Origin of the sequence: Streptococcus oralis, from assembly GCF_019929365.1 — a bacterium.
Lineage (GTDB): Bacteria > Bacillota > Bacilli > Lactobacillales > Streptococcaceae > Streptococcus > Streptococcus oralis_BT.
On the sequence record NZ_JAHZPH010000001.1, the window covers coordinates 675,914 to 702,798 of the forward strand.

21 protein-coding genes and 1 pseudogene are annotated in these 26,885 nt (G+C 42.1%); 2 read left to right on the forward strand and 20 right to left on the reverse strand.

Annotated elements, in window-relative coordinates; genetic code table 11:
* Positions 1 to 7 precede the first annotated feature (7 nt).
* Positions 8 to 2,050: a penicillin-binding protein PBP2B gene (gene pbp2b, locus K1I53_RS03465; protein ID WP_223328385.1), complete on the reverse strand. Its 2,043-nt coding sequence runs from the start codon at positions 2,048 to 2,050 to the stop codon at positions 8 to 10.
* A 255-nt stretch (positions 2,051 to 2,305) separates the two neighbouring features.
* On the opposite strand from pbp2b, the gene K1I53_RS03470 reads away from it, so the two are divergent.
* Positions 2,306 to 3,157 (forward strand): MurR/RpiR family transcriptional regulator, encoded by an 852-nt coding sequence (locus K1I53_RS03470; RefSeq protein ID WP_223328387.1) that lies wholly within the window; start codon positions 2,306 to 2,308, stop codon positions 3,155 to 3,157.
* Positions 3,158 to 3,292: 135 nt separating this feature from the next.
* Here K1I53_RS03470 and K1I53_RS03475 read toward each other — a convergent pair whose 3' ends face one another.
* From K1I53_RS03475 to K1I53_RS03565, 19 genes are all read right to left on the reverse strand, one after another.
* Positions 3,293 to 4,057, reverse strand: coding sequence for a class I SAM-dependent methyltransferase (locus K1I53_RS03475; protein WP_223328389.1), 765 nt, complete (start codon positions 4,055 to 4,057; stop codon positions 3,293 to 3,295).
* 317 nt (positions 4,058 to 4,374) lie between these two features.
* Complete coding sequence (locus tag K1I53_RS03480; RefSeq protein ID WP_223328391.1) at positions 4,375 to 5,259, reverse strand: ROK family protein; 885 nt, start codon at positions 5,257 to 5,259, stop codon at positions 4,375 to 4,377.
* Positions 5,260 to 5,276: 17 nt separating this feature from the next.
* Positions 5,277 to 6,194 carry a dihydrodipicolinate synthase family protein gene (locus K1I53_RS03485; RefSeq protein WP_223328393.1) on the reverse strand — a complete coding sequence of 306 codons (918 nt, stop codon included), beginning with the start codon at positions 6,192 to 6,194 and terminating at the stop codon, positions 5,277 to 5,279.
* Positions 6,195 to 6,364: 170 nt separating this feature from the next.
* Entirely contained in the window at positions 6,365 to 7,009 is a 645-nt protein-coding gene (locus K1I53_RS03490) for a YesL family protein (protein WP_223328395.1), read from the reverse strand.
* Positions 7,010 to 7,029: 20 nt separating this feature from the next.
* Entirely contained in the window at positions 7,030 to 7,482 is a 453-nt protein-coding gene (locus K1I53_RS03495; RefSeq protein ID WP_223328397.1) for a YhcH/YjgK/YiaL family protein, read from the reverse strand.
* 273 nt (positions 7,483 to 7,755) lie between these two features.
* On the reverse strand, positions 7,756 to 8,595 hold the full coding sequence (locus K1I53_RS03500) for a carbohydrate ABC transporter permease (protein ID WP_001183243.1): 840 nt from the start codon (positions 8,593 to 8,595) through the stop codon (positions 7,756 to 7,758).
* Between the two features lie 15 nt (positions 8,596 to 8,610).
* Complete coding sequence (locus tag K1I53_RS03505; RefSeq protein WP_161800156.1) at positions 8,611 to 9,477, reverse strand: carbohydrate ABC transporter permease; 867 nt, start codon at positions 9,475 to 9,477, stop codon at positions 8,611 to 8,613.
* Positions 9,478 to 9,696: 219 nt separating this feature from the next.
* Positions 9,697 to 11,025 (reverse strand): ABC transporter substrate-binding protein, encoded by a 1,329-nt coding sequence (locus K1I53_RS03510; protein ID WP_223328399.1) that lies wholly within the window; start codon positions 11,023 to 11,025, stop codon positions 9,697 to 9,699.
* 114 nt (positions 11,026 to 11,139) lie between these two features.
* A complete protein-coding gene (locus K1I53_RS03515) occupies positions 11,140 to 11,838 on the reverse strand; it encodes an N-acetylmannosamine-6-phosphate 2-epimerase (protein ID WP_001135660.1) in 699 nt (232 codons plus the stop codon).
* Between the two features lie 246 nt (positions 11,839 to 12,084).
* Positions 12,085 to 15,525: an SIALI-17 repeat-containing surface protein gene (locus tag K1I53_RS03520; protein ID WP_223328401.1), complete on the reverse strand. Its 3,441-nt coding sequence runs from the start codon at positions 15,523 to 15,525 to the stop codon at positions 12,085 to 12,087.
* Between the two features lie 327 nt (positions 15,526 to 15,852).
* Positions 15,853 to 16,836: an acetylxylan esterase gene (locus K1I53_RS03525; protein WP_223328429.1), complete on the reverse strand. Its 984-nt coding sequence runs from the start codon at positions 16,834 to 16,836 to the stop codon at positions 15,853 to 15,855.
* 317 nt (positions 16,837 to 17,153) lie between these two features.
* Entirely contained in the window at positions 17,154 to 19,169 is a 2,016-nt protein-coding gene (gene recG / locus K1I53_RS03530) for an ATP-dependent DNA helicase RecG (protein ID WP_223328403.1), read from the reverse strand.
* A gap of 20 nt (positions 19,170 to 19,189) precedes the next feature.
* On the reverse strand, positions 19,190 to 20,293 hold the full coding sequence (alr, locus tag K1I53_RS03535; protein WP_223328405.1) for an alanine racemase: 1,104 nt from the start codon (positions 20,291 to 20,293) through the stop codon (positions 19,190 to 19,192).
* Complete coding sequence (gene acpS / locus K1I53_RS03540) at positions 20,283 to 20,645, reverse strand: holo-ACP synthase (RefSeq protein WP_223328430.1); 363 nt, start codon at positions 20,643 to 20,645, stop codon at positions 20,283 to 20,285. The genes alr and acpS overlap by 11 nt, the downstream gene beginning before the upstream one ends.
* A 44-nt stretch (positions 20,646 to 20,689) precedes the next feature.
* Positions 20,690 to 21,721, reverse strand: coding sequence for a 3-deoxy-7-phosphoheptulonate synthase (locus tag K1I53_RS03545; RefSeq protein WP_000864028.1), 1,032 nt, complete (start codon positions 21,719 to 21,721; stop codon positions 20,690 to 20,692).
* Position 21,722: 1 nt separating this feature from the next.
* Complete coding sequence (locus K1I53_RS03550) at positions 21,723 to 22,754, reverse strand: 3-deoxy-7-phosphoheptulonate synthase (protein WP_223328407.1); 1,032 nt, start codon at positions 22,752 to 22,754, stop codon at positions 21,723 to 21,725.
* A gap of 79 nt (positions 22,755 to 22,833) precedes the next feature.
* Positions 22,834 to 25,347, reverse strand: coding sequence for a preprotein translocase subunit SecA (secA, locus tag K1I53_RS03555; protein WP_223328409.1), 2,514 nt, complete (start codon positions 25,345 to 25,347; stop codon positions 22,834 to 22,836).
* A 160-nt stretch (positions 25,348 to 25,507) separates the two neighbouring features.
* Positions 25,508 to 25,798, reverse strand: a complete 291-nt coding sequence (locus K1I53_RS03560; protein ID WP_084926121.1) for a hypothetical protein — start codon at positions 25,796 to 25,798, stop codon at positions 25,508 to 25,510.
* An 18-nt stretch (positions 25,799 to 25,816) separates the two neighbouring features.
* On the reverse strand, positions 25,817 to 26,155 hold the full coding sequence (locus K1I53_RS03565) for a hypothetical protein (protein WP_223328411.1): 339 nt from the start codon (positions 26,153 to 26,155) through the stop codon (positions 25,817 to 25,819).
* A 206-nt stretch (positions 26,156 to 26,361) separates the two neighbouring features.
* Here K1I53_RS03565 and K1I53_RS03570 point away from each other — a divergent pair.
* Positions 26,362 to 26,832, forward strand: a pseudogene (locus tag K1I53_RS03570) (transposase family protein); the annotation flags it as partial.
* Positions 26,833 to 26,885: the final 53 nt, after the last annotated feature.

The following is a 26,885-nucleotide window of genomic DNA, read 5'->3' on the forward strand; positions in this document are numbered from 1 at the left end:
TTCCTTTCTAATTCATTGGATGGTGTTGGTGATAAAGATTGATAATGTCGCGTGCAATCGAAGGTCCGACACCGTTTGTAAGGTTGGTGTTATGAGGAAAGACGACCGCGACCGCGATTTGGGGATTTTCGGTCGGTGCATAGGCGACCGCGTTGGTATTATTGGCTTTTTGACCACCATTAACGTAACTTTCGGCAGTACCTGTCTTTCCACTGATGGAAACGGCTGCGCCATTTGAAAAGGCACGACCTGTTGTCAGAGAACTTCCACCGTGAGAAACTTGATAAAATCCTTGTTGGAGGATGGAAACATCAGACTCAGAAATATTAATTTTATTCATTTCTTTGGTATCAATAGTTTGGATTAAGTTCCCTAAACCACCATGTTCATTATTTCCATAAATCCCCTCAACAATGTGAGGTGCAATCCGAACACCATTGTTGGCAATGGTTCCAACATACTGGGCCAATTGCATTGGAGTATAGTTATCAAACTGGCCAAATGCATTGGTAATGTAATTAGCAAAATTATACTCTTTTGGTATAAAACCAGTTGACTCATCTGGAAGGTCGATGCCCGTTGAAGCACCTAGACCATATTCCGCAAATGTCGCACGCAATTTCCCCATAGCTGATTCCAAATTACTAGTTCCAACAAACATATTAGGTTGATAAGTTTGACCCATGATACCCAAAGCCGTTTGAACCATGTAGGCATTAGATGAATACTCCAAAGCTTCTACAGCTGTAATCGGAAATGAACCGTAGGCCTGAGTGTACCAAGAATTAATCGGAGCTGAACCTTGGAAGACAATCGGTTGGTCTGTCAAGGTTTGATTTCCTGACAAAACTCCATTCTCCCAACCAGAGCTGATAGTTGCTGCCTTAACAACCGAACCTGGGACAAAGACATTGGTTACCGTTCCAAGCGAATCTGAACTTAATTTTCCGGATTCGACATCATGCTTGACACCTGACATGGCCAAAACTGCTCCGGTTTTAGGATTAAGAGCTACAGCGTAGACTCCTTCAGAGTATTTGGCTCCACCATTGCCCAACTCTGAGTTGAAGTAGCTCTTGAGTAGGTCGTCCACACCATTCTGGAAAGCTAGGTCAACCGTTAACTTGATGTTGTTTCCTTTGCTTCCTTCTTCGACATTTTCCACACTTTCCATATTTCCGTGTTTGTCGAGGTGGATTTCTTTGACGGAGCGTTTGCCTTGAAGAACATCTTCATATTGCTTTTCAAGATAGGAAGTTCCCACTCGGTCATTGAGAGAATACCCTTTTTTGAGATAGGCATCAACTTCCTCTGCTGGAAGTCCTGACTTTTCATTTGAAACGCTACCGACGATTGTCGATAAAGATGTATCCAGTACTTTACGATCCCATGAGGTTGAAATGCTGATACCTGGTAATTCCTTGGACGCTGACGCAACGAGAGCAACTTGGGTATCATCTAAGGCATCCGTAGAAATGGTACCCGTCGCAAAATTTTCAACGGCATTGAGCTGACTAAAGAGATAGATTTCCTTTTTCTGGTCATCTGTATAATTAAGTTGACTCACGTCAATGCTTTCAACCGCATTATTGTAAAGTGTCGCTTCCGATAAGCGGTTCCCATCTGAATCCAGGCGTTTGTCGCTTGGCAAGGATTCGACTGTTTTTTTGTAAATATCCTGGTCCGCCAAGTAGTAGTCTGCAATCTGTCGATCTGTCAGATCAGGAGAGGTTACATTTACATACGTGAGGAGTTTCTTGGCTGTCTCCTTCAATTCAGTTGCTGTCATTTTATTGTTTCGTGTGAAAGAAACAACTTGCTTGACAGTATTTTCTACCAAGGGTTTCCCTGCCGCATCATAGATCTGTCCACGAGCTGAACTGGTTGTTACCCTTGTTTGGCTGGCTGAGGCCAATTTTGTTTCATAGAAATCTTTATTGAGCACCTGCATGTATAACAAACGACCAATAATGGCCATAAAGAGCAGGATGACAATCGCAAATAATAAATTAAGCCGAATCGGAATCGAATGGCTATTAAATTTTCTCATACAGCTAAGACTCTTTTCTAGAAAAATTTCTGATTTTTACCCTTATTTCCCCTAAAATAATAGAGCAAACAGGTAAAGCTCAGTACATTTCATTGTACCATATTTTACGGAGAAACTCTTGGAAAAGTCGAAGCATTTTTTGACTTTTAACTGAAAATGCCTTTTTATTTGGTTATCCTATTTTCTATGATATAATGATAGTAATAGTTAGGAAAGCGTTAACTTTTAAGACTTTGACTCATAAAAAGGAGCCTCATGAACAAGCCAGATATCGCAACCATAATCGATCTCCATTTTGAAGAATTAACCGAGCTCGAGCAAGAAATCGCTCGCTATTTTTTACAAGCTGAAACGATCCAAGATGATCTCTCTTCTCAGCAAGTTACCCAGAAATTACATATCTCCCAAGCAGCCTTGACCCGCTTTGCCAAAAAGTGTGGTTTTACAGGCTACCGAGAGTTCGTCTTTCAATACCAGCATCAGGCTAGTAAACCGGACACTCATTCGCACAAACACAGTCCTTTGACCAAACGTGTTTTGCGAAGCTACAGTATCATGCGAGAACAAACTCAGGATTTGATTGACGAAGAACAACTGGAACGCGTCGCCCAATTAATCGATGACGCTGAACGAGTTTACTTTTTTGGGACGGGAAGTTCTGGTCTGATTGCCCGTGAGATGAAACTGCGCTTTATGCGTCTAGGTGTTGTCTGTGAAGCTTTGACCGATCGGGATGGCTTTGCTTGGACGACCAGTATCATGGATGAAAACTGTCTGGTACTTGGCTTTTCCCTATCAGGAACTACCCAATCCGTCCTCGATAGTTTGTTGGATGCCAAGGAAATGGGTGCCAAGACCATTTTATTTACCAGCGCTCCAAACAAAAACAGTCATGCCTATACCGAAACGGTCCTTGTCGCAAGCCACAGTCAATCTTCTTACATCCAGCGTATTTCCGCTCAACTCCCTATGCTCATTTTAATAGATTTGATTTATGCCTACTTTTTAGAAATCAATCGCGAGAGCAAAGAAAAAATCTTTAACAGCTATTGGGAAAATAAAAAACTCAACGGCTATCGTAGACAAAAACGCGTTAGAAAATCCTAGTTTGGTTGAACCAAACTAGGATTGTTTTGTTTTTAAATGGTAATAGGCACCTAACATCCCTGCGGTATTTTGGTGATGGACAAATTCTAATCGTAAAATAAAACGAGCTATTCTTCAGAAGTACGTTCTATAAGATTATAGTTTAATGCAAAGTGTAGCGATGTAGTCATTTCCATAAGGTGATAATCTATGTCTTTTGTCACACGATTCATAAAAATCGATCATAGCGAGGCCGTTTTTTAGTTGTCCTCTAATCTGACTTTCTAAGGTATGGCTAAATTCATATCCATATTCTGGATTGATGGTGATTTTGCCTTCCTCTTCAAGGTCTCTTGAATTAAAAGGTAGTGAAAACTTTAAAAGTAATTCCTCATCGGGTTTGTCCCATACAGTGTCAGCATCATACATGTAGATCCAGGGATTCATAAATCCGACCATTAACAAACCGCCCTTTTTCAATACGCGAGAGGCTTCTTTATACATGTTTTCTAAATTCTCTATGTATACATTTGAAACCGGATTAAAAACAATATCAAAAGTTTCATTTTCAAATGGAAATGGTTTTGTCATATCGCTTTGAACGGTATTGATTTTTAAGCCCTCTCTTTTAGCAACCAACTCATCTCTTTCTAATTGTGATGTGGAAAAATCCATGATGGTGACATCATAACCTTTTGCAGCAAAAACGGGACCCTGCTGTCCACCACCACAAGCTAACCCTAATATCTTTTTCCCGTTTGCTTTTTCAAACCATTCTATCGGAACTTTTTTCCCAACAGTTAAGGCAACAGAAATTGGATGTTTTCTAACTTCTTCTAATTCTTCCTGTGTCAATGGCTCAGTGTAGTCATTTTTTACATTATTCCATCTATCTTCATTTAATTTTATATAATTGTTCATCTTACAATCTCCTCGCAATTTTATAGTATTTCGATTTAAATTGGATGTGTTGCCACACTTCTCTTACCTCTAGAAATTTTAATTTGTCAATTTTTCGTCCATCTCATTATATCATTTTTCCATTTACTCAAGCTAAATATCAATTCAATGGATGATAGAATTGCTCTCTCCTTAACTTCTCATGCAAGTCGGTTATTTTCTCCTAGTTTCTCACGATTACATCCTTTGGCTCAAATTTTTCAATAAAAAAAGAATTAAGCAAAACAGTTTTCACTCGAGTAGTGATTCAGTGTTTTTCTTAATTCTATAGTTCCAAACTAGGATTGTTTTGTTTTAAAATGATAATAGGCTCCCAACATCCCTGCTGTATTTTGGTGATGGGCAAATTCTAATCGTGTTTTTTCAGCTAAGCTTGGTACCAAGGCGGCCTTCAAGGATGCGCGAATCTTTGGTTTGAGGATAGCCTCTTGCCCCATGATACCGCCACCGAGAATGACTACTTCTGGATTGGCAACGTAGCAAATATTTGCCAGACCTTTCCCAAGGTAATCTACCATGCGGTCAATACCTGCCATACAGATTTTATTTCCTTCAGTGGCTTCCTTGAAAATGCGTCGGCCATTCCACTGATCAACTGGATCACCGTGAGCCGCTGCCACATATTCTACCAAAGCTGTCGTAGAAGCCAGGTATTGGAATGCTCCATCCTGCATGTGCATGTAACCGACTTCGCAGGCCGAATTGCTAAATCCATGGAAGACCTTCCCATCCATAATCAAGCAACCACCGATACCTGTTCCAATGGTCAAGCAAAGTGTGACACTCGCTCCCTTTCCTGAACCAGATACTGCCTCAGCCAGACCTGCACAGTTGACATCATTTTCAATCTCACAAGGAATAGTAAAACTCGTCTCGATTTCCTTCTTGAACTGGGTTCCTGCATAGTTGGGAATCTGAGGACCAGCGTAGAAAATCTCACCCTTATCTGGATCCACCATCCCTGCCGAAGAAATGGCAACACCTGCTACTGGGCCTTTTTCTAAATAGCTGGCTACGATATCTTTGGTTTTTTGTAAGATATGAGGACCACCCTTATGCGCCTCAGTTGGCATTTCATGCGATTCAACAAGTTGACCTTCTTGGTCAATCAAACCATATTTGATATTGGTTCCACCGATATCAATTGCAACGTAGTGTGTCATAAATACCTCCTTATGGATTAGAGGAAGCGCTTCTTGGTTTCACGAATCAAGGCTGCAGCTGCTTCTACAACTGGTCGATCTTCTTCAGTCACTGGCGTCAATGGTGAACGAACTGAACCAATGTTCAAACCTTCATTGATTTTCAAAACTTCTTTGATGACACCGTACATATTTCCATGTGCAGCAGTTAGTTTGCCAATGATTGCGTTGATAGCATACTGCAATTCACGCGCTGTTTCCAAATCTTTCTCTGCAATCAACTCATTAAGTTTCAAGAAGAGTTCTGGCATAGCACCGTAAGTACCACCGATACCAGCTTTAGCACCCATAAGTCGTCCACCTAGGAACTGTTCATCTGGACCATTGAATACGATGTGGTCTTCTCCACCAAGGCTGACAAAGGTTTGGATATCTTGAACTGGCATAGAAGAGTTCTTAACACCGATAACACGAGGATTCTTCAACATTTCAGTGTAGAGACTTGGAGTCAAAGCAACACCTGCTAATTGAGGAATGTTGTAGATAACATAGTCTGTGTTTGGTGCTGCAGAACTGATATCGTTCCAGTATTTAGCAACTGAGTATTCTGGCAAACGGAAGTAAATCGGTGGAATCGTTGCAATGGCATCTACACCCAAACTTTCTGCGTGGCGAGCAAGTTCCATACTATCTTTGGTATTGTTGCAGGCAACATGGGCGATGATAGTCAATTTTCCTTTGGCAACTGCCATGACTTCTTCCAAAATCAATTTGCGATCTGCCACACTTTGGTAGATACATTCACCAGAAGAACCATTGACATAGAGACCTTGAACTCCCTTATCAATGAAGTATTGAACCAAAGCACGTGTGCGCTCTGGGCTTACTTCTCCTTGATCATCGTAACATGCGTAGAAGGCTGGAATGACACCTTCGTATTTTTTCAAATCTGACATAGATTTTCTCCTAAGATTTCTTTTTTCTGCTGAGAGCAGTTCTATTTTTTACAAGTTTAGTATACACCTTGTGAAAATCGCTTTCAATATCTTGTATACACTTAGATTTTAGTTTCTACTTGTATTTTAGAAACTATAACGATTGAAAGTAGTTTCAGAAAGATCTCATCCTACTGGTATTTTGCGAAAATTTTCTCCATCAATCCTACTTGGAGAAAGACCAGCAAACCAAAACCAAAGAGTATAAAGGCTGACCCACCCAGAAGGAGAGTGAAGGCGGATAGATAAAGAACCATCACAATGAGAAAGAGAATGGCTAACATGAGGAAGAACCATGGAAAGTTAAAACTTGCCAAGATAAGCCCTTTTTGCAACACTTCTTTCCAAGACAAATCATAGCGCGCAGCGATGGGATAACTAGCCAACATCACCAGAGTGAGGAAGATGAGAATCCCTAAACAAATAGCTTTCACAATCTGAAAAGGTAAAACTGTTTGGCCCCAGAAGAGATAGAGATCTAGAAGGCTTAATGACACAATGCCTAACTCCAGCAAACCTAATTGGAAACCCAGTTTCAGATTTTGCTTGAAGGCTCTTAGATAAGTTCTAAAGACTGGTACCCGTCTGCTTCTCTTAATCTCAAACATGGTTTCATAGAGGCTGATTTTCGCCACTCCAATCGTCACGATGGGCAAACAAGAGACGACAAAAAGAAGATTGACTGTCACAATATCCAAGACTTTCTCACTGAAACGCATGAGAAAATTATCTGTATCAAATGCTGCCTTGATAAGGCTTACTCCTTTTTGTGCCATGTTTGCTCCTCCTGATTCTTTTAATCAATCAAAATTTTAAAGAGATACTTGCGAACTTTTTCTTCCATCCCTGCGTAGCCATTTGGCTGGTGAGGTTCTCCTGGGAAGAAAATCGCAAAATTGTGATAGCCCAACAAGAGTGGGTATTTTTCATGACAATGGACAAAACCAATGTCACTCGCTTCGTCGAATGCTACTGCTTCATCTTTGATACGTGAACCGTAGCTCGAATATTCATGTCCTTCTACCAGTAAATGCAAGTCTGCATAGTTCTTATGGTGTTCAAATTGATCATTTTCAGCTTGATTGAGGATATTTTCCTGAACAACTAGAAAGACCTTGTCCCCGTCAATCTCATACTTACCGAGTTCGAAAGAATCCTTACGGTGCTGATAGAGATAGTCGATAGCCTTGTCTAGATTGGGATGGATTCCCTTGTAAAAGGCGATGTTTTTCAAATCGTCAAAAATCATACTGTTTCCTTCGTTTCTGATAGTTAACTAAAATCATAAATTAAGTTGATAAGTGTCTGACAAAACTTCACGAAGTAACTGCATACTCTCCATTTTGTAGACACTTATGAAACTATATTTCTCTTAGTCTATAACATATTCTTCTGAATTTTGATAGACAGTTTTTCCTATACTCAATGAAAATCGAAGAACAAACTAGGAAGCTAACCGCTGGCAATACTTAAGTATGGCAAGGTGATGCTGACGTAGTTTGAATTCGATTTTCGCAAGGTCTTAACCTTTGACCGCTCCCATAGTGATACCCTGTGTGAAGGATTTTTGGAAGACAAGGAAGACTGTTACGATTGGCACGGCTGCAAGGGCCGCACCCGCCATGATCAAACCGTAGTTGGTCGCCATTTCGGCCTGCATGGTTGCAACCCCGAGTGAGATGGTCAAGTTTTGACGTGAGGTCAACATAACCAACTGCATAAAGTAGTCGTTCCAAGTATTGATGAAGGTAAAGATCGCAAGAGCTGCAAATCCCGGTTTCACGATAGGGAAGGCTACGCTCCAGAAGGTACGAATCTCACCACAACCGTCGATTTTCGCTGATTCAAGCAATTCTGTAGGGATGTTTTCGCTGAATTGTTTCATGAGGAAGACCCCGAATGGCCATCCGATCAAAGGCAAGATAACTGCCCAAAGTGTATCGTGAATTCCCATGAAGTTGACGATACGCACCAATGGCACAAGGACAACTTGTTTTGGAAGAGCCATGGCAGCGATAAAGACTGCAAAGAGGATGCGTTGACCATAGAAACGTTTTTTAGCCAAGACATAACCTGCTAGAGAAGAGGTTGCACAGACTAAGAACATGGTTACCAGTGAGATAAATACAGAGTTCCACATCCACTGCATAGCAGGGTTTTGCACCATGAGTTGTTGGAAGTTTTCCATGGTTGGCATTTTAGGGAACCATTGTGGTGGAATCATAATGGTATCAGGCTGTGATTTGAAGGCCCCTGTCAAGATCCAGTAGAATGGAAAGATGAACAGTACGGTCAACAAGAGCAAGATAATCGTTGAGATAACAGTGAAAGCTGTTAAGGGTTTCTTTTGTGTAGGTTGCATAACTGTCTCCTTTCTTTAGTATTCTACGTCGTTTCCGAGGATCTTGAATTGAGCAAAGCTGACAATGGCAATCATCACTGCCAAGAAGACACCGATAGTATTGGCATAGCCGTACTCTGTCAATTGGAATGCTTTTTCGTAAAGGTAGTACATCAAGGTACTTGTTGAGTAGTTTGGACCACCAGAAGTCAACAATTGAATCAAGGCGAAACATTGGAATGAGTTGATGGTTGTGATGATCGCGATGTAAAGGGTTGTTGGAAGAAGGCTAGGCCATTTGATCTTCCAAAACACTTGAAACTCAGTCGCACCGTCAACACGCGCCGCTTCAACAAGTGAGTTGTCAATATTCCCCATGGCAGCGATATAAAGGATAATCGGTTGACCAACAGATGTTGTCAAAAGGATGATCATAATCGCTAGCAAAGCCCAGTTTTTGTCACCCAGCCAAGAAATGTTTTGGCTGATGATGTGGCTTGACTTAAGGACAAAGTTTAGAATCCCTGATAGGGGGTCATAGATCCATTTCCATACAACCGTTACGGCAACACTACCTGTAACTACAGGAAGGAAGAAGACGAAACGATAGAAAGAACGGGCAATGGCATTTTGATGATAGGTTTGAGATGCTACAAAGAGCGAGAAGAGAACCACAATCGGAACAGATCCAATAACCAGGATAACGGTATTGATCAAAGACTTCATAAAGACAGGGTCTTTAAACATGCGAATGTAGTTGTCCAAGCCCACAAACTCAAATTTAGTCATGGAGTAGTTAAAGAAACTTGTAATGAATCCCATAATCATAGGAGCCAAGACAAAGATGACAAAGAAGAATAACACTGGTGCTAGGAAAGCGTAGGAAATCACTGTTTCCCGCATACGAATTTTATTGACTTTCACAGTCGGCACCTCTCTTTCAAATAGAATAGTTTTTGATTTTCTTGAACTGTTTTAAAACCAAAATGAAATTTTTTAAGATTCGCTTATGTAAGAACTTCATTTTAATTTCGTGACAGTTCCTACCATTTCAAACAAAAGTCCCCCTTTTCTTACACCATAGTGCACAGGGAAAAGGGGGGAATCAATCTGACTTAGTGCTTATTGTTTTGTAGCTTTTTTGATGGTTTCGTTAGCTTTTTCAGTGAAGGCTTTCAAAGCATCCGCTGGTTTTTCGTCACCATTTGATACAGATTGCAACATTGGGAACCAAAGTGTTCTCATTTCAGCAAATCCATCGATAGTGTTGTAGTATGGTGAGTAGTATTTAGTCCAACCACTGATTGTTTCCATACGTTTGTCTTCATAAAGTTTGCCAAATGAAGTACGAACTGGGAAGGCACCTGTACGAACTACGTCTTTAGGACCCCATTCTTTGTCGTCTGCGATGAATTGAACGAATTTCTTAGCAGCTGCGACTTTCTTATCGTCTTTGTTGTTAAATACTGCAAATCCGTTTACAAGGTATTCAAGAGATGGTTTACCAGAGTCTGATGGGAATGGTACTTCTACCACGTCTACCTTACTTGCTTCCAAGAGTTTCGCTTGGATACCGTTTTGAGCTGGTGCCCAAAGGATTGTGTATGAAGTTTGACCGTTCGCAAAGTTTTGGATATCTGCTCCACCGTCAAATTGTGAACCATTGTTCAACAAACCGTCTTTAATCCAGCTAGCAGCTTTTTCAAGACCTTTGACGAATTTAGGATCGTCTGTTGTATATTTGGTTACGTCTTTGTCTGTTACAGAACCGCCATAAAGGTTTGCGATGAAGGCACGTGTTCCTTGGTCTCCCCCTTGACCAGAACTGAACAATGAACCTGGTGTATAGCCTTTATCTTTAAGCGCTTTCAAAACTTTTTCAAAGTCATCAGTTGTCCAACCTTCTTTTACAAGGTTTGCAACTCCAGCATCTTCCAACATTTTCTTGTTCATAGCCATGTAGAATGGAGCTGAACTGATTGGATACATGTAAGCTTTATCTCCAGCCTTACTTGCTTGTACGATGTTTTCGTTGTTGACATCTTTGACGAATTCGTCTGTGAAGAGATCGTTCAACTCAGCCAATTTACCATTTTTACCGTATTGGATGATACGCCCTGGTGCGTCAAAAAGTACGTCTGGCGCTGTTCCTGCTTCGATGGCTGTTGTGATCTTTTCAGGACCTGACTTGAAGTCGATGGTTTCCAATTTCACTTTTACATCTGGATTTGCTTTTTCAAAAGCTTCGATGATTGATTTTTCATAAGTTCCAACACCGTCACCTGTTTTTTCTTGTGTGAATACTGGGAATGCCCACCAAGTGATTTCTGTTTTTCCGCTATCGCTTCCTGATTTTCCAGCATCTTTACTTCCACCAGAGTTACCACAAGCAGCAAGGCCAAGAATCGCAGCACTCGCAAGTACTGTACAAGCTAGTTTTCTAAATTTCATTTGTATTCTCCTAATTGTTAAGCGTGTCCATATTGGATAGTGAGTAACCTTCTATTTGTATACGTTTTCATTTCATTTGACGCATCGACCACTCTCCTCTGTTTTGAGATTGTATTATTTAAGACCGGCAACAAAGCGTTCCGTAATCTCTTTTGGTCTAGTAATAGCTCCACCAACAACGATGCCTCGCACCCCATATTCAAGGATTTGCTTGGCTTGTTCTGGTGTATGAATTTTCCCTTCAGCGATGACATCCACACCTGCTTCACAAAGTTTTTTGATTAGTTCAAAGTCTGGACCATCTACTTTCGGACTATAAGAGGTATAACCTGATAGGGTTGTTCCAACAAAATCAACACCTGCTTCGACTGCAGCTATTCCCTCTTCAAAAGTACTGGTATCAGCCATTAAGAGTTGATGCGGATATTTTTCTTTGACTTGTCGGATAAAGTCCTGAATTTCCAAACCATCGTAACGTTCACGTTTGGTACAATCCAGAGCAATGACCTCAATGTCTAGTTCAGCCAGTTCATCAACTTCTCTCATCGTAGCTGTAATGAAAGGCTCCTGTGGCGGATAGTCACGTTTGATAATCCCGATAATCGGGAGTTTCGTAACCTCCTTAATCTCCTTGATATCGCGAACACTGTTTGCTCGGATACCGACTGCTCCACCTTGCTCAGCCGCTTTGACTAGCAAGGGGATAACCCCTCCCGCTTCTGTATAAAGCGGTTCATGAGGAAGTGCCTGACAAGAAACAATGATTCCATCTTTGATTTGTTCAATCAAGGCTTCTTTACTGATCTGTGGCATCCCATTTCCTCCTTTTCTTTGTTCCTATGGGCTTATTATATATCATTTGTTAAGCGCTTTCAATAGTTTGTAGTGGAATAGATTTCAGTTTCAAAACTATTTTATAGAACAGACTATCCTGAAAGTAGTTTCAGGCATCTTAGAATTTCTTATTAGCACACCTTGAGCCGAAAGAAAAAGATAACAGACTGAAAAACCTGCTATCTCCTTCTATTTTTACAAAGTCAAATGATTAGAATTATTCTCTTACTTTTCTCTCTTTTTCCCCATTGCAAACAAACCAAGGAAGAAAGCTGTTAATCCTAGTGAAGCTAGGAAGCCGCTCTCCTTGTTCCCTGTATCAGGAAGTGTCTGCTGAGCAAGAGGAGCTTTGTAAGTATAATCTTCTTTTTTAGTAAGAGTTACAAGTGAATCAATTTCCTTATATTCTGCAATTTCATGTACAGCTGCATCGGCTGCATTCACGCCACCTGTGTACTCTGGAAGTTCATGGACAGCTGCCTCAACAGCATTAACTCCGCCTGTAAATTCTGGCTTCTCGACTGTTGGGGCTGGCTCTTCGCCGGATGTCCCTAGTGAGCCTGTGTACTCAGGGAGTTCATGGACTGCTACCTCAACAGCATTAACTCCACCTGTAAATTCTGGTTTTTCAACTGTCGGAGCTGGCTCTTCGCCGGATGTCCCTAGTGAGCCTGTGTACTCTGGGACTTCATGAACTGCGGCCTCAACAGCATTAACACCGCCTGTAAATTCTGGTTTTTCAACTGTTGGTGCTGGTTCCTCACCTGCTGTGCCTAATGAACCTGTGTACTCTGGGATTTCATGAACTGCGGCCTCTTCACCATTCACACCGCCTGTAAATTCTGGTTTTTCAACTGTTGGTGCTGGTTCCTCACCCGCTGTCCCTAGTGGGCCTGTATATTCTGGCACTTCATGAACAGCAGCTTCACTTCCGTTCATTCCATTCGAAAGCTTAGTGCCCGCTACAGAGACTGGTAAATTATGCATACTTTCAATAGCACCTTCTGCCAGACCTGTAACTTTTTGACCCATATCCTCTGAATCCACCGTAAATAGGAGGGTTTTTGTGTCATACTGGGTCATGAAGCGTGCTGTTTTACCGTTTGCCAATTGAAGGGTTGGTGCCTTGTTGACCAATACTTCCGAATCAAACTCCATAGCAAGGATGCCTGGCCATTTTTCAATCGCATATTTCACTTTTGCTTCCTTAGGAGAAATCCAATCCTTGGTCAAGAAATCCCAGTTGAATTTCTTATAGGATAAAGTATAATCGTTTTGATTGCCATCCGCATGCTCATAAAGCAAACCATATTCGCCATTTCCGAGTTCTTGGAGTGAGTTGTAAGCAAACTTACCACTTTGTATAGGATTGTGTTTCAACCATGTCAACTCACCATTCTCCTCAACACGAGCCAGGTGAACCAAACCATTGTTGCGTCCAGGACCACCAGCATTGCTGAGTAGAATGTATTCCTTTCCTTCATGCATGGTGTGAATAGCGGACATTTGAACATAAACGTCTTTTACTTGAGGATAACGTTTGATTTCCTTATCCCACGTTGCTCCTCCGTCATGACTGGTCGCAACCTGAAGATCACCAGTCAACCCACGCATAAAGAGCTTGAGATCCCCATTATTCAACTGAACAACAGTTGACTCCGTATTTTGGGCGCCTGGATTATTCATGGTTGAAGAGTGAATGGTTTGGTTGCCTACTGGACGGTTATCATTAACTGCTTCCCCTGCTTGCCATGTTTCTCCATGATCATCTGAATAAATTACACGAGATGATTGAGAACCACTTAGGTAGGAAACGTTGTTTGTTGTATAAACTGGAATCACCAGTCTTCCCTTATGAGGTCCTGTACGCAAGGCAATCCCAGTACCAGGTCCAGTTCCTAGAAAGTGCATCCAATCTTTCCGAATCCCATGTGTAATATCTTTTGGTGCAGACCAAGTCTTCCCATCGTCATCACTGTAGGACATCCATAGGTAGTTGGTATTGGAAACTCTAAAAATATTCTTCTCGCTATACTCAAAATAAATATTCCCGATTAGCTCATTCCCTTTATACAAATCTCCCTTATCGCTATAGGCCGGTTTTTTAGGGTCAACGACGACGCGATAATCTGTCTTTCTGTTTTGAGGGTCGAAAACCTCTCCGTTTTCTCGAATTGTATAGCGACCTGATTCTCCTTGCTTATATAAAACTTGATAAACTTTATCTCCCACTTGTTCATAAGCTTTCGGAGCTTGCCCTGGTAATGAAAATACTGCCTTACTTTCAAGGAACATGTCATAAATTGCAAAAATTCTCTTTGTTTCAGGGTCTTGTACCAAGGCCATATCAATATTGACTGGAGATGGCCAATCTGCATGTTTAGCGTGCTCATTGTCACGAGGATTTGAGATTACGATTCGGTCTCCCCATGTTTTTCCATTATCTGAGCTACGACGAACAACCATCCCAATATCTCCCCAGTCAGAATGGTGCAAACGTCTTTCATCCGTTCCAGCAATCAGCGTTCCTTTATCAGTCTTGAGAAGAGCTGGGATACGATAACTCTTGATACCATCTTTATTTGGTTGATTGTTCCTACCACCTTCAAAGACGTCTTCTTTCTCAGTAACTTTTGCTCCCTCAGGAAGTTTCTGTTCCAATTCACCTCTTTCAAATAATTGACTCCGTGTTTGAACTTCATCTGGGCTTAAAGCACGATCATAAACAGTTAGGTTTCGAACTTGTAGGTTTGATGCCCAAACTGTTTTATTGCCCCGTTTGGTTGCTCCAAGTTGAGCTTGATTAACATCTGGCATATCTTTGATGAAGTTCCCAGATTTTAGGCTTGTTCGAGATAAGACACCGTTCACATAGAGACGAACTCGACCATGAGGTAACTCCGCTGTCGGTTGTTCGACAGTAAAGGTCACGGAATTCCATTGTCCTGGGCGAACTTTCAAAGGAGCATCTGTATACTTATCATAGAACTGCTCTCCGTTAGCGCCACGCCCTTCAATAAGAGCTGTATTATCAAGGACCGACATAGTAAAGTACTCATTTTCCTTGGTGTCACTGGATACAGAGAAGAGATTGTAAAAGCGTGGAGCTGATGCATCTGGTTTGAACTCCATGTGAACTGTAGCATTTTTTAGTTGCTTTAGTTTGTCTAGTTCACTTGATAAATCAACTCTCTGACCATTTGCTGCATTGGTTTCAACATCTTCTTTTTCAAGGACAGGATTAGCATTTTTTAAATCTCTTGAGTAATAGTCACGAGGAATAGCCCCCTGATCCTCTGATTCCTCTTCCTTATTTGCTTCTTCTGCAGGGGTTTCGGTAGAGGATGGGGTTTCTGATTCTGCACTCTCATTTTTTTTCAAATGGTCTTGGTCCACCTCAACGCCGTTGTCTTGAGCTGCTGCCAATTTACCAGCCAAATCCTTATCCAAATGAGCAAGATCTCCCGAGGACGCTTCTTTTGGCAATTCTGATAAACCTTGACCAGGTTCGACAGTTTCTGTATTGGCTCCTACTGCATTTCCCTGCTCTTGGGCTAAAACTGGCGAAACTCCAAATACAACTGTACCAATTAGTACAGAAGCTGTTCCAACTGCAAATTTCCGAATGCCATATCGCTGTTTCCGATGTGAAGATTTATAATTCATGTTTGTCCTTTCATTTTTCATAAAATAAAGCGCTTTCTTTTTTTCTTAAAATTTTTAGTTCCTCCAACTAAACAAGTAAAAAGAAAGTAACCGACTGAATGAGACCTCCCATTCTTCAAACGTCCACTGCTCTTACTCTTTGACCAAACAGCGGAAAGTTCCCTCCTTTCGCATAATGTCTTTCCCTTATTATACAATAAACTCTGAACTTTATAGCTAAATGATATAGAATAGATTCTACTTTTAAAACTATTTTAATATTTCAAATTTCCTGAAAGTACTTTTCGATTTTGGAAAACAAAAAGGGAGCTCAAGGCTCTCTTAAACTTATTTTTTTACATAGGAGAAAGGAATCTCACTGCCACAGAGCCAGTTGTAGACTTGGTCATTGACAAAAACATTCATGGCTTCGTGGGCATACTCTGGCATGATGCGATAGGCCTTGTCGCAGGTTAGACGGTTGTAAATCGCGAACTGGGTAATAGGATAGCAGACGTCATCATCCAAGCCCGTAATCATCTTGACCTCACCCTTGATACGATGGGCAAGATTTTTCACATCGATATAGGCAAGGGTCGCCATGATTTCCTCCTCTGTTTCATGGAAGGGATCGTGAAACTTAAAATAACGGAAGAGTTCATCATAGGCTTCACTGGTATTGCCAATCTCAAGCACTCGTCTAAAGTCTGACAAGAAGGGATAGATGGCAACTGTTCGCTGAATCCGAGGATTGAGCGCTGCTGCAACCAAAGCTAAGGCCCCTCCTTGTGAAGCGCCATAGCTAGAAAGTCGCTTCTCATCTACCTGAGGCAGACTAGCAATAATTTCGATCAACTGGTAAATATCCAGATAGACATCCTTATAAAAGAGATGCTCACGACCTTCCACAGCACCACGGATGATATGTCCCTTCACCGTATTTCCTAGTGGAGAGCGCAAGCCGTCTTGCGAGTAGCCTGACTGGCCACGAACGTCCATGGAAACAACACCGTAACCAGCCACGGTAAAGGCCAGCATGTCGGTCCAATCCCAGCCACGTCCCATATAACCATGGAAATGAAAGATAAGCGGAACTTTACCCTCACTCTTTGGAAGGACGACGCGTGCATAGACCTTGCCTTCGTTGGTTCCTTCAAAAGTGAGTTCATAGCACTTGACTTGGGGAATGTGGAAATCTCTTTTCTCCAACTGGTAGGTTGGAAGTGTGGATACTTTTTTCACTTCCTCATCCCAAAAAGTATCAAAGTCTTCTGGCACCTCATCTCGTCCTAGATAGGTCTTGATTTCTTCTAATAAAGCTGGATTTTTCATAGCATGCTCCTTTAGTTTTGTAATCGCTATCATAACTCTAGCATATCTAGGAAAGCAATGCAAGAAAGAATGCTAAACAGAAAGTGAATTTAGATTCTCTTTCCTCAAACCTATCGTCTGAAAGTAGTTTTAAAAATAAAGAGAGCGTTTCCGCTCTCTGTGTATCAATAGGTGCTAGCTCCTTTCTCTAGTTTGACGGTTTGGAATTTCTTTTGGTAGGTTACTTTAATAGTCATGTGAGGGTCCTCGTTTCTTTTTGATGACTCTAGTATAAGACCCAAACCTAAAAACTAGCTTATAGATTTCTTAGAGAAGGCTTAATCCAGATGTTCTCTTTTTTCTAGATGGAGAGCAATCATGCGCCATTCTGGATCCTCTTGCCAGCCTTCTATCGAACTAATGTAGCTAGCAACCTTTCTGGCTTCTTCTAAAATCGGAAAATCTTCGATAATATCCGCCACTTGGAACTCTGGCAGTCCTGACTGTCTGGTTCCAAAAATCTCACCAGAACCCCTCATTTTCAAATCTTCCTCTGCAAGGACAAATCCATTAGTCGTTTCTGTCATGATGCGCATGCGGTCTTTCCCTGACTCAGTCTTGGGATTGGCAACGAGAACAGCATAGGACTGCTTGTCCCCCCGACCAACACGACCTCTGAGCTGGTGAAGCTGGCTGAGACCAAACCGATCGGCATCCATGATAATCATGACAGTCGCATTGGGAACATTGACCCCAACCTCAATAACCGTCGTCGAAACCAGAATATCCGTTTTTCTCTCTTTGAACTCCTGCATAATCTGGTCTTTTTCATCACTCTTCATCTTACCATGTAGAAGAGCTACTTCAGCCTTGTCTGCAAAATGAGCCGTCAACTCTTCTGATAAGGCAATGGCATTTTTCAGATCCAGAGCTTCAGATTCTTCAATCAAAGGAGAGATGACATAGGCTTGCGAACCTTTTTGAATTTCTCCTTCTAACCAAGTCAAGACCTGAGGCAGCTGCTCATGCTTAATCCAGCGAGTCACAATAGGCTTCCGCCCTGCTGGCATCTGGTCAATAATGGAAACATCCATATCTCCAAAGGCTGTGATAGCCAGCGTTCGAGGAATGGGCGTCGCCGTCATCATGAGAACGTCAGGATTGTCCCCTTTTTCCCGCAGAACACGCCTTTGCCCCACACCAAAACGATGCTGCTCATCGATGATAATCAAGCCAAGGCGAGCATAATCAACCTCATCTTGTATCAAAGCGTGGGTTCCGATAATCAAATCAGCCTCACCCTTGGCAATGGTCTCCAAGACTGCTCTCTTTTCTGCAGCTTTTAAGGAACCTGTCAAGAGAGCGAATTTCAAGTCTGGAAAAAGACCCTTCAAACTCTCAAAATGCTGCTCTGCCAAGATTTCTGTCGGCACCATGAGAGCTGCCTGGTAGCCAGACGTCACCGCCGCAAACATGGCTAGGCCAGCGACTACCGTCTTTCCGCTCCCCACGTCCCCTTGTAAGAGACGATTCATGTGGTGGTCGGACTTCATGTCGGACAAAATTTCCTGCAAACTCTTTTCCTGAGCTTGAGTCAGGGAAAAAGGAAGACTTTCTTTAACGGCTGTCACTTTTTCCTGAAACCAGTTCAGAATCAGACCGCTTCCCTGAACTCTATTTTCAGACTTGAGCGTCTGCAACTGCATCTGAAAGTAAAAGAGTTCCTCAAACTTGATACGGCGAAGGGCCTGCTTGTATTCTGCCAAATCCTTGGGAAAATGCATAGCGCGAACAGCCTGGCAACGGGACATGAGTTTGTATTTATCAAGTAAAGACTGGGGAAGATTTTCCTCTATCAAGAGGTCCAACCCTTGATCAAAGGCTGTCTTGATAACCTTGACCAGCCCTGCCTGACTGATTCCTTGAGCCAGACGATAGACTGGCTGGAGATCATCTTCCACCTGAGCCAGAACCTTCATCCCAGTCAAACTGGCCTTGGCACGGTCCCATTTCCCAAAGACAGCAAGGGTTGCTCCCAACTCTATCTTATCAGCCAGATAGGGCTGGTTAAAAAAATTCACCGCAAAAACGACTTCTCCCTGCTTGAGACTAAAACGCAGGCGATTGCGCTTGAAACCATAATACTGGACGCTAGCGGGAGTCACGACTTGACCAGACAGGACAGCCTTTTCTCCGTCTTCCAGCTCCAGCACCTGTTTGGTCTTGAAATCTTCGTAACGGAAAGGAAAGTAGAGCAAGAGGTCTTGCAGGTTTTCAATTCCTAGTTTGGCGTATTTTTCTGCTGACTTTGGTCCCACACCAGGCAAGACATGCAAGGGTTGATGTAGATTCATGCTCCACTTCTTTCTTTAGTTTAATGATATTCTCTCGGAATGCGATCGCTGAGAAGACAAACCACCTCATAGTTAATAGTTCCGCGGTAGGTCGCTACCTGAGTTGCTGTGATTTCCTTGTCACCGTTGCTGCCGATTAGAGTTACTTTTGTTCCTAGCGGATAAAGCTTAGGCAAACGAATGGTAATTTGGTCCATAGATACTCGTCCGACGATTGGGCAATCTTGACCATCTACCAAGACAGAGAAATTCTGCATATCACGTGTCCAACCATCCGCATAGCCGATTGGCACCGTCGCAATGACTTGCTCACTATTCGCTTGATAAGTTGCTCCATAGCCCATGCAAGCTCCAGCTGAAACTGTCTTGACATGAACTAGAGCAGATTCCAAGGTCAAGGCTGGAGTCAAGGCATAAGGCAAGTCCAAAACCTCTCCACTTGGATTGAGACCATACATGGCATCTCCCATACGGACAGCATTGAAAATAGTCTCTGCATGCCAGAGGGTCGTTGCCGAGTTGCTGGCATGAACCAGCTCTGGCACTTCCTTCATACTTGCCAAAATAGCTTTAAATCGTTCTAACTGATTATTAAAATAGGTATCTGATTCTTCATCTGCAGTAGCAAAGTGGGTAAAAATCCCTTCAACGCGAGCACCATGTTGCTTGAGCAAGTCTTGAGCCAGATCAGCTTCACTGGCATCTCTAAAACCAATCCGTCCCATTCCTGAGTCAATCTTGAGGTGGACAGTCAAGCCAGTTAAATCTGCTTCCTTGTCTAACAGCGCTTGAATCCACTCCAATCCTGCCACTGTCAAGGTGATATCGTATTCTTTAGCAAGAGAAACAGCTTCGATTTCAGAAACTCCTAAAATGAGAATTCGCTTGCTGAGTCCAGCCTGACGAAGTTCGATAGCTTCATCAATATTGGAAACACAAAATCCATCAACATCATCCTGGATCGCCGTTGCAACAGCTACCGCCCCATGTCCATAGGCATTGGCCTTGACCACTGCCCACTTGAGCGTTCCTTCAGGGATATGAGCCCCCATTTGCTGAATATTTTGTCGAATAGCTCCCAGATATATCAGAGCCTTTGTTGGTCTATGCGGACTAGCTTTCATGATTTTCCTCCAAAATGACACTGGCTGTCACAAACTGTTCTGTGTGGCTGATCGACAGCCAAATTTTTCCTGAAAATGGTGCCTGGCTAAAATAGGGAGCGCCTCGTTCATTGTTCAAAACTTCCAAATCCTGAAAGGTCAGTTTGCCAATTCCTGTTCCCATAGCCTTGGAAAAGGCCTCCTTAGCTGACCAGCGACCTGCCAAGTATTCGATCTGTCTGCGCCCTTTGAGACTGGCAAAACGCTCCATTTCTTTAGGGGTCAGCACGCGCTTGGCAAAGCCCTCACGTCGTGTAACTGCATTTTCTATCGAAGCCAATTCTTCGATGTCAATTCCGTGTCCAACTATCATACTCATAAAAGGAGCTGAGATTCCCCCAACTCCATCCTTTTCACTTATTTTGTTAAGGTAGTATAAATTTCTTCTACCAAGGCTACTGTATTTTCCCAACCTAGACAAGGGTCAGTTATGGAGCAGCCAAAGACCTCTGGTTGATTTTGGCGGCCATCTGCTAGGTATGATTCGATCATAAAGCCTCGAACCGTCTTTTTAATCTTTTCATTCCAGTCACGATTCAGCAAGGCTTGGCGAACAATGCGGATTTGTTCCATATACTGCTTGCCTGAATTGTCATGATTGGTGTCAATGATAATGAAGGGATTTTCAAGTCCCATAGTCTCATAGCGATTGATGGCATTTAAGAGGGTTTCATAGTAGAAGTTGGGTTCATTTTTACCATATTCGTTCATGGCACCACGAAGGATAACGTGGGCCAAGGGATTTCCTGAAGTTTCCACTTCTTGGCCATGGTAAAGGAAGGTTTGCTTGTTTTGAGCTGCATAGATAGCATTAAACATAACTCCAAGGTTCCCAGATGTCGGATTTTTCATCCCAACTGGAGCATCAATCCCAGAGGCTACAAAGCGGTGTTCCTGGTCTTCTACTGAACGAGCTCCTACAGCGTGGTAGCTGACTAAATCATCGACCAAAACGAGATTTGACGGATAGAGCATCTCATCAGCCGTCGTCAAGCCCGTCTCCGTAATCACACGGTAGTGGAGCTGACGAACAGCCTGCAAACCATTGATGAGACTAGGCGCTTCGCTGGTATTTGGTTGATGAATCATGCCTTTATAGCCATCTCCATTGGTACGAGGTTTAGCCGTATAGACACGCATCACGATAAAAATTTTATCCGCAACTTTTTTCTGCAAGTCTGCTAAGCGACGAGCATATTCAAGCACTGCTTCTTCATTGTCTGAAGAGCACGGCCCCATCACCAAAAGGATACGATCGTCCTCACCCGAGATGATGGCTGCCAGCTCTCTATCGCGGGCTTCTTTTTTTCGCAAGGCTTCAGGTGACAACTGGGTCGCAGCCTTGATTGCTTCAATATCAATTTCTTGACCTTTTTCGATAAATGCCATCTTACTCTCCTAGCGTTTGGTAAATTTCGCGAACAAGTGCTTCTGTGTTGTCCCATCCGAGACACGGATCTGTAATGGACTTCCCAAAAACTTCTGGCTCATTTTGACGTCCATCTTCTAGATAGGACTCAATCATGAAACCACGAACATATTTCTTGATTTTCTCATTCCAGTCACGGTTAATCAAGGTCTGACGAACGATACGGATTTGATCCATGTACTGCTTGCCTGAATTGTCATGATTGGTATCGATGATGATAAATGGATTTTCCAAGCCCATTTTTTCATACTGGGCAATGGTATCCATCAAATTGTCATAGTAGTAGTTAGGAATATTTTTACCATATTCATTCAAGGCACCGCGAAGAATGGCGTGGGACAATGGATTCCCTGTTGTTTCCACCTCTTTACCGAGGAAAAGGAAACTCTGTTTATTTTGCGCTGCGTAAATCCCGTTAAACATAACATTGAGATTTCCAGATGTGGGATTTTTAAATCCTGTTGAGAAATCTGCTCCACTCGCTACAAAACGATGTTGCTGATCCTCTACAGAACGAGCTCCAACAGCCATATAAGAAATCAAATCATCCACCAGCGGAAGATTTTCAGGATAAAGCATCTCATCCGCTGTTGTCATTCCCGTCTCGGTAATCACACGGTAGTGTAGCTGACGAACAGCCTTGATTCCATTGATCAAGCTAGGAGCTTCTGTCGCATTTGGTTGATGAATCAAGCCCTTATAGCCATCCCCATTGGTACGAGGTTTAGCAGTATAGACACGCATGACCATAAAAATACGGTCTTTGACCTCTTCTTGCAAGGCAGACAAGCGCTTGGCATACTCGAGGACTGCCTCTTCATTATCAGATGAACACGGTCCAATGACCAAAAGAATACGCTGATCTTCTCCACGGATGATGGCTTCCAATTCCTGATCACGCTGGTATTTTTTCTTATAAGCCAAAACATCTAGTTTTGACAAGGAACGAACTTCTTCAATGTTAATTTTAGGACTTTTAGCTGTAAATACCATGATTCATCTCCTTATAAAGCAAACGGACACCAAGTAAAAATGTATTTTCACCAGGTATCCGCCTGTATCTTATCTCATATTATTGTCTCTTACCATGACAGTTCTTGAATTTCTTACCTGATCCACATGGACATTGGTCATTTCGTCCGATTTGGCTCAAGTCCACATCTTTTGGAAGCTGAGTCTGCTGCGCTGCGATATTACGAGTCGCAGTTGTACTGATATTGTGTTCAGTTTGAGGACGTTCTTGTTCGTGGATTTGTGCTTTCATCATCAAGCGGGTTACATCGAACTCAATCGATCCGATCATGTCGTTAAACATGCGGAAACCTTCTGCTTGATATTCTACAACCGGGTTGTTTTGAGCATATCCACGAAGACCAACAGCATTTCGCAACTGGTCAAGAGCATCGATATGGTCTGTCCACTTGTTGTCTACAACACGTAGGATCAAGACCTTCTGGAATTCTTTCACTGCATCTTCATCACGAAGTTTAGCAACTTGGCTATCATAAACCTTCAATGCACGTTGATACAGCTCATCTTTGATGGCTTGGTCTGACAAACCTGCAAGATCTGAACGGCTGATTGAATCTTCTGGAAGTAAGTTGTACTTAGCAAAGTTCAAGATTGCTTCTAGTTTTTCATCTTCCTTAGAACGTGCATGTGCATCCACGATACGTCCAATGGTACGACGAATCATAGCATGGATCTCAGGTGCCAAGTCACGGTCGGCAGTAATGACATCATAACGTTGTGCATAGATGATTTCACGTTGTTCACGCATGACATCATCGTATTGAAGGACCTGTTTACGTGTATCGTAGTTATTCCCCTCAACACGTTTCTGAGCCGCTTCCACTTGACGCGTTAACATACGGGATTCAATGGCTTCGTCAGACATGTTGAGCCGTTCAAAGATACCTTTCAAACGCTCTGAACCGAAACGTTTCATCAAATCATCTTCAAGAGACAAGTAGAACTGCGATTCACCTGGATCTCCTTGGCGTCCTGAACGTCCACGAAGCTGATTATCGATCCGGCGACTTTCGTGGCGTTCTGTACCAATGACGCAAAGTCCACCAAGCTCACGAACGCCTTCACCAAGCTTAATGTCGGTACCACGACCGGCCATATTGGTTGCGATGGTAATCGCACCACGCTGACCAGCATTCATGATGATTTGAGCTTCTCTGTAGTGGTTTTTCGCATTCAAGACTTCGTGAGGAACACCTGCTTCGACCAATTTCTTAGAAAGGAAATCACTCGTTTCAACGGCAACAGTACCTACCAAGACTGGCTGACCCTTTTGATAACGTGCCTTCACATCTTCAACCACGGCCTTAAATTTCGCATCCAGACTCGCATAGAGAAGGTCTGAGTGGTCGATACGTTGGATTGGACGGTTGGTTGGGATTGGGATGACACGAATGTTATAGATTTCACGGAATTCTTCTTCTTCTGTTTTACCAGTACCTGTCATACCTGCCAATTTCTTATACATACGGAAGAGGTTTTGGTAGGTAATAGAAGCTGAAGTCTTAGTTTCGTCTTGAATTGGCACACCTTCCTTGGCTTCAATCGCCTGGTGCAAGCCATCAGAATAACGACGACCTTCCATGGTACGACCTGTAAATTGATCGACAATCAAGATTTCCTGCTCTTCACTAACCACATAGTCAATATCGAGAATCATGATGTAGTTGGCACGGAGGGCATTGTCGATAAAGTGAGTAAGAGCTACATTTTCGATGTCGTAGAGATTTTCCAGTTTGAAGTAGTCTTCAGCCTTGTCAATTCCTGAATCAGACAAACCAATAGTCTTAGACTGAATGTCGATGATATAGTCATCTTTGTCCAAAGATTTGACAAAGTGATCCGCCATATGATACAGCTGACTAGTTTCCACAGCATTGGCTCCTGAAACGATCAAAGGAGTACGAGCCTCATCAATCAAGATCGAGTCAACCTCATCGACCAAAGCATAGTTGAGCGGACGCTGTACCATGTTTTCTGCCCGAACAACCATGTTGTCACGAAGGTAGTCGAAACCAATTTCTGAGTTAGTCGAATAGGTAATATCACAGAGATAGGCTTCTTTCTTCTCCATTGGTGACTTCGCAGCCAAGTTGATCCCTACTGACAAACCAAGCCATGAGTACAATTCACCCATCTCAGTCGCATCACGTTCGGTTAGATACTCGTTGACCGTTACTACGTGAACCCCTTCACCTGCAAGGGCATTGAGGTATACAGGCATGGTCGCAGTCAAGGTTTTCCCTTCACCAGTACGCATTTCTGGCACATCTCCATGGTGGAGGACAATTCCACCCATGACCTGAACTTTATATGGGAAAAGTCCAAGAACACGCTTGGCAGCTTCACGTACTACCGCAAAAGCCTCATAGAGCAATGAATCCAGTGATTCACCCTTATTGTAACGTTCCTTAAATTCATCTGTTTTTGCTTTTAGCTGGTCATCCGTCAAGGCTGCCATCTGCTCTTCATATTTGAGAACCTTGTCTGCCATCTTTTCCAGACGACGAAGTTCCCCTTTATCATTTTCGATAATCGTTTTTAAAATATTAGCCATTATTTTCCTTACTTTAGATTCTGAATATTTTAGAATGTTCTTTTAATTCTAGCACATTTACTCTTAATTTTCAAGAAAGAATCCGCGTTTAAACAGGGAAAAGAGGCTGACTTCTAGGTCAGCCTCTTGGTTTTTTATGGACTACATTTCACACAAAAATTTAATTGCCAAGCAGAGCTGGCAAAATTCCAAAAATCAGGAAGAGATTGATCCAGAAGGCCATACAAAAGAGGACTCCAAAGAGGAAGAGACTTATCCTTTTAGTCAGTACTGAGAAAAAGATTGCCAATACACCAAAGACGACAAAGAGTTTTTTCATGATGAAGAAATAAATCGAAACTCCTCCTATTTGCAAATCCCATGGAAGACAAAAGACCAGCAGCCATAACAAGCAAATCGTAAGAATGTAGGTTTTGTAGTATTGATGAATAAACTGCTTTATTTTGAACATCGGAACCTCCTCTAAACTTTAGCTATTGATGAATGTCCTCGTTTTGTTCTCTTGTTTCAGCTTGAACATTCTCTTCAGGCAGACATAGACTTTCCAGTCATTCACAAGAGACAAAAAGACTAAAAGAATCCATATCACCCAAATTGTTAAATCAGCAGGATTTTTCAAGACAATATTGAAAATTAAGAATGAAAAAATTGTAAAAGCGATACTGAACAAAGCCCACAAAGGGAGATAAATCCAGTAAAAGTAATAGAAAAATGCGAAATATTTACTATCTTTGTCCGCCTTCTCAATCCAATGAAAAAAATAAAAGTAGGGTGACAATAGCAATAATATAAAAAATTTCTCCATCATACACCTCTTTTTGATAACGTTTTCTTTGACTTCATTCTATCAAAAAAATCTGGAAATGTCTTCCCAGATCTTACTTGTTTATTTGGCTCTATAATATTTGTAGTGGGTAACCCCCTATAGATATTATGGAGCCTATTTTGTTGTAGAAAAAAAGTCCCATATGACCTATAATGAAAAGCGACCAAACCATCATTAGAAAGAATCCTATGGAACCATTACATTTTATCACAAAACTACTCAATATTAAAGACCCTAATATCCAAATTATGGATGTTGTTAATAGAGATACACACAAGGAAATCATCGCGAAATTGGACTACAATGCCCCATCTTGTCCTGATTGCGGAAGTCAAATGAAGAAATATGACTTCCAAAAACCTTCCAAAATTCCTTACCTCGAAACGACTGGTATGCCTACCAGAATTCTTCTGAAAAAGCGTCGTTTCAAGTGCTATCATTGTTTGAAAATGTTGGTCGCTGAGACTTCTCTCGTCAAGAAAAATCACTAAATTCCTCGTATTATCAATCAAAAGATTGCTCAAAAGTTGATTGAAAAGACTTCTATGACCGATATTGCCCATCAGCTTTCCATTTCAACTTCAACTGTTCTCCGAAAGTTCAATGACTTCCGTTTTAAACATGATTTTTCTCGTCTTCCAGAGATTATGTCTTGGGATGTTGAAACAGTCAGGGGAGTGACTGTTTCAATCGGGAGATGAAGATGAGCTTT